This window comes from Lentibacillus sp., assembly GCF_035301925.1.
Classification (GTDB): Bacteria; Bacillota; Bacilli; order Bacillales; family Amphibacillaceae; genus Lentibacillus.
The window spans coordinates 1-5,658 of the sequence record NZ_DATGTI010000158.1 but is presented as its reverse complement, the minus strand read 5'-3'; the positions used below and the strand labels follow the sequence as shown (position 1 = coordinate 5,658).

Annotated in this window: 3 protein-coding genes and 1 pseudogene; all 4 read left to right on the top strand. The window is 38.2% G+C overall.

Annotated elements, in window-relative coordinates; translation table 11 throughout:
* Positions 1 to 1,162, top strand: a 1,162-nt coding sequence (locus tag VK080_RS13095; protein ID WP_324225216.1) for a carboxylesterase/lipase family protein, incomplete at its 5' end; no start/stop codon positions are given.
* A 748-nt stretch (positions 1,163 to 1,910) separates the two neighbouring features.
* Positions 1,911 to 3,335: a sodium:solute symporter family protein gene (locus tag VK080_RS13090; protein ID WP_324225215.1), complete on the top strand. Its 1,425-nt coding sequence runs from the start codon at positions 1,911 to 1,913 to the stop codon at positions 3,333 to 3,335.
* Between the two features lie 121 nt (positions 3,336 to 3,456).
* A complete protein-coding gene (locus tag VK080_RS13085) occupies positions 3,457 to 5,112 on the top strand; it encodes an amidohydrolase (RefSeq protein WP_324225214.1) in 1,656 nt (551 codons plus the stop codon).
* Positions 5,113 to 5,227: 115 nt separating this feature from the next.
* A pseudogene (locus tag VK080_RS13080) lies at positions 5,228 to 5,658 on the top strand (PAS domain-containing protein); the annotation flags it as partial.

The window sequence follows — 5,658 nt, the reverse complement described above, 5'->3', positions numbered from 1 at the left end:
TGGCGGTGCTTTTATGAACGGATCCGGCTCCAGTGGTATGTATGACGGCACTTCATTCGCAGCAAATGGGGATATCGTTGTAGTGACAATTAATTATAGGTTAGGAGTTATGGGCTTTTTACATTTAGATGGTATTAATGATGAATATACATCATCAGGTAATTGCGGTATCCTCGATCAAGTGGCAGCATTAAAGTGGATAAAGGAAAATATTGAATCTTTTGGAGGGGATCCCGACCGCATTACTATTTTTGGAGAATCGGCAGGAGCAATGAGCGTGGGTACATTGTTAGCCATTCCTTCTGCAAAAGGACTATTTAACCAAGCTATCCTTCAGAGCGGAGCTGCAAGAAACGTATTAAAAAGTGAAACTGCTGCAAGAGTGGCGAAAAAAATCCTCGGTAATCTTGGGATGGATTCTAAGGACCTGTCGGCATTAGAGGAAATGCCGGCTGATAAGATTTTAAAAGCTGCAGAGCATATACCACCAATGGCTCTTGGACCAGTAATTGACGGTTTGGTCATTCCGGAACATCCGGAAAGAGCAATAGCAAAAGGTGCTGCGAAAGATATCCCGATTTTAATCGGAACAAACAAAGATGAATACCGATTATTCACTTTCTTCGACCCTACTTGGAAACAGTTAGATCAGGCGGGGGTTGTGCGTCGATTCAATAAAGCATTAGGGTCACGTTGGCAAGACATTAAACCTCACCTTATGAATGAGGAATTAGATCAGAATCTTTTTGAAAAAGTCATGTCTTTTGATATGTTCACACTTCCAGCTATACGATTAGCCGAACAGCAAATAGACCAAGGAGCTTCTGTTTGGATGTATCGATTTGACTGGGAAAGTCCCGTATTTGATGGTGGTCTAAAAGCTGCTCATGCGATGGAGATTCCTTTCGTCTGGAATAATATAAACAAACCCGGAATGGAATATCTAATCGGTGATTCTCCAGATCAAAATATTGCCAAACAAATGCACCAGGCTTGGACTTTTTTTGCCCATAATGGAAATCCGAATACGCCACATTTACCTGACTGGGAACTATATAATGTAGAGAATAGGCCTACAATGCTTTTTAATGTTAAAAGCAAAGTAGCAAATGATCGAGAAAAGGAAAAACAGCTTAATTGGGAGAAAGCACTAGATAAATGATATGAGCCAACGATTGTAATGAATAAAGATGATGTTAATATTTCCTATAATTGTTTAATGGAAGTGAGTTGGGAGAAAGACATCAATACAGGGACGAAAATTCATGATGTTTTTTCCGTTGGGAAACAGATAATAACCCTATGATGATTACTGTTGCAGCAGTAATCATTTTTGTTGTGTAATCTTTTATCTGACTCTAAAGACATATTATTGATCTGTCTAGAAATATCAGCGCTATCTGGAAAACCATTTCAGCAATTGAAAAAATTACAGGTATACCAAAGGAAAGGGAGGAATATATTGGAAGGAATGTAAATGGACTTATAAAAGAGGAACATTAAAAAGCCCTGTCACATATAAAATGGTTAAGCAACAATTTCGCTTGTTCAAAAAAACTATGCTGGTAAGGAAACCTTAATAACAGGTACACCTGTGTTTAATGGAGAAGGTGATGAAGACGAAGTTGTAACAAATATTAAAGACTCATCCGATTAAATGAACTGCAGGCAGAGTGTATTGCTGTCCATTTGTGAGCGACAAAACAGAGGATAAGACAGAGAATTCATCCAATGTGTATATGCTTGACTATCGAGTAAAGATGATATGTATGCGGTTATGATCAACAATGAAAATCAGAAAGAATCTGACGGCCCAGCTTTTCTCGATAGCGCGAAAATATATTTCTATTAATTGTTAGTAATAAACCATTTTTTCAATCTGCTTAACTAAAATTGAAGGGGGTTTTACTATGGGGTGGTATTTAGGGTATACAATTATTTACTTTGTTTTAATGTTTGCAGTTGGTTTCTATTATTTTACCAAGGTTAAAACATCTGACGATTATTTAATTGCCGGATGGAACATGGGATTTTGGTCAATTGTTGGTACTAAATTGAGTACATCATTTGGTGCTGCTGTTTTTATCGGATGGGTCGGAATGGGATTTACAGTCGGGTTATCAGGGTATTTTAAATTCACCTTACCGACAGCGATTGCTGGTCTTTTACTAATCATCTTTTTTGCTAAATCGTTAAGAAGACAAAAGCTGTATACAATAGCTGATTTATTCAGTGAACGATTTGGAAACGCAACCGGTATTATTCCTTCTATACTTTCCGCATTTATTTATTCGGTACCAACAACAGCACTCCAAATTATTGCAATGGCTACACTGTTTCAAATGACATTTAAACTTGATTATAAGATAGGGATTTTCATAGCTTTTGCGCTAATACTTGGATTCACTATACTTGGCGGGTTAAAGGCAACAATTGTGACAGATGCTTTTCAAAGTATTGTCATTGTTGTTGGGATTATTATTTTGTTTATCGCAAGCGTTATCTACGGGGGTGGCTTTAAAGAAATTATTAAGAACACCCCGTCTGAATACCTTTCACCAACCGGACCAGATGGTTTAAATGAAGTGTTACTTTTTGCGTTATCTGTCGCGCCATTTTACCTTATCTGGCAGTCAACCTGGCAGCGTATTTTTGCCGCAAAAACTGAAGGCATAGCAAAAAATGCTGGAATTATGGCTTTTGCCATCGGGGGTGTTATTTCTTTCCTGCCATTTGCAATCGGTCTCACGGCTCGTAAATATGTACCTCTTGATATGGAACCTGATTTAGTCTTTTCCTATGTCACTACTGAATTACTTCCGCCGGCCATAGGAGGAATCATTATTGTTGCATTACTTTCGGCTTTAATGACTGGAGCTGATTCATTTATTTTGCAAGGAAGCTCTAATTTAACACAAGACTTGTATTACCGTCTTATTAATCCAAACGCAGACGAAAAAAAGATGATGTTAGTATCTCGACTAACGGTTGTCATTATTGCAGTACTTGCATTAATCATTTCTTATAATTTAACAGGTATCATTGATATTTATCAATGGGCATTAAGAATATCTGCTGCTGCGCTCGTTTTGCCTTTTTTAGCAGTTATGTTTTGGAGAAGAACAACAAAAGCAGGAGTTATAGGGAGTATGCTGCTTGCCACGATTGCAACTTTGATTTGGCCGTATTTAGGGATTTCAATAGATCACACAATTTTTGCATTTACAGTGTCTCTAGTTAGTTTAGTAGTGATTAGTTTATTAACAAAACATTCTAAGACGGAGCAGGTAAGAGCGGTTTACTGGGAAGATTTGGATTCAGCTGAGAAAAAATAATGAGCCACAATAGTTCTGCCTTAGGTGTAAGACATGATTTCAAAGCTTTTCTAGGGATAGGTTGAGTTTTTCCATTAAAATTACTGAGTTCTACAAAATTTTATTAAGGAGAGTTGCTAATATGAAAAAAGTTGATTTGATCATTAAAAATGCAAACGTTTTGACTCTTGATTCACAAAACAGGCAAATGGGTTCTGTAGCGGTAGCGGATGGCCAAATTGTTAAGATTTGGTCTGAGAAGGAGCCGTCTCATGGAGCAGTGATGATTGACACTGATACAGAAGTGATCGACTTGCAAGGTTTAACTTTGGTACCTGGATTTATCGCTACGCATAATCATATCCTAAGTTACGGACTTTTAAGTGATCAAATAAATTGCAGTGCGCCGCCTAATAAAACGATTGATGATATCTTAAAATCAATAAAAGTTAAAACAAAACAAATTGTTGAAGGAGATTGGATTAGAGGATATGGTTATGATGATACCCTTTTAGATGATCAGCGTCATCCAACAAAAGATGATCTTGATAAAGTTTCACCTTATCATCCGGTGGTTATCACGCATATATCCGGTCATATTGCAGTAGCAAATTCGATGGCTCTTCAGCTGGCAGGATTGAATGGGGACATTGAAAATCCGAAAGGGGGACATTTTGGTCGAGATCCAAAAGGAAATTTGAATGGCGTTTTATATGAACCGGGAGCTATAAAGCCAGTAACAGGAAAAATCCCGAAACCGTCGAAAGAACAAATGATTTCCGCATTGGGAATTGCTTCTAAAGATTATATGGCTCAAGGGATCACGACAAATAGTGATGCAGGCGTTGGCTTAGTTGCCGGTATGGAAGATTTGGATGCCCATCTTGAAGCAGCTGAACGTGGAGTTAACCCTATGCGTGCGCAATTAATGATTATGCACCAGCATCTAAGGAAAGGTGAAGTTTTTGGTGACTATTCTCCTGCCCAGTTAGATCAAGAGTTACGCGATCGGTCAAGAGGGCTGGCTAGACTGGACAGTGCAAAAATGTTCCAGGATGGCTCAATCCAGGGATTAACTGGGGCGTTAAGGCAACCGTATCATAGTGAACCGACGATTTATGGTGATTTCATTCACGATCAAGAACCGTTTCAAGAAGAAGTTCTAGAACTGCATAATCGTGGCTTCAGGATCACAACTCATGGGAATGGAGATCGTGCGATAGGTTCAATATTAGACGCTTATGAATATGCTTTGTCGAAAAGTCCTTCTAAAGTTCATCGACACCGAATTGAACACGTTCAAGCGGCGACCACTGGAGATTTGGATAAAATGCAACAACTTGGTGTGGCAGGTTCCTTTTTTATCAATCATGTCTACTACTGGGGGGACCGACATGAGCGCATTTTTTTGGGCCCAGAACGTGCAAGTCGTATCAGTGCATTAAAAGATGCAGTAGATCGCAATCTAATCTTTACATTGCATTCTGATTGTCCGGTTACACCTATATCTCCTTTGTTTTCAGTATGGGCAGCAGTGAACCGTCTAACAAGGGAAGGGCGTGTGTTAGGATCTGAACAGCGAATTGATGTAGTTACAGCACTAAAGGCCATGACGATTTATGGGGCACAGTTGAATTTTGACGAACAAAATTCGGGAAGTTTGGAAGTTGGAAAACGTGCAGATTTTGCTGTTCTTAATGCAGATCCTACTACAGTTAATCCGGAAGAGATTAAAGATATTACCGTGAATGCTACCTTTATTGATGGGGTTCCTGTGTACGGTCAAGAAAAATTATAACCACCTAAATTGTTATAGAGCGATTACACTTGAGTTTCCTATTGGATAGAATTCAGAAAAGTGTGTTATCATGTAGTTGTTAGACTGAATATTTGATCGTTACAGAGGTGAGATCGTGATTCATGTCGAGATAGTTGAGAGTATTCCGGTACCAACGATTGTAATGAATAAACATAACATGATTATTTCCTATAATCATTTAATGGAAGCAAGTTTGGGGAAAAATATCAAGACAGGGACGAATCTCTATGATAATTTTACCGTATCGCAAACGGATAATAACCCAAGGATTATTACTGCCGCATCAGGAAGTAATCAGTTTATTTTTATGTGTAATCCTTTATCTGACTCCGAAAATACATTATTGATTGGCTTAGAAATATCAGCATTATCTGAGTTGAAAACTGAAAACAAAGAGCTGAAAAATTTAAACCGTGAATTAGATGCCATTATTGAAAACTCATATGATGGCATCTATATCACGGATAGTCGAGGTGTAACTTGGAAAACGAATTCAGCTATTGAAAGGATTACAGGTATACCAAA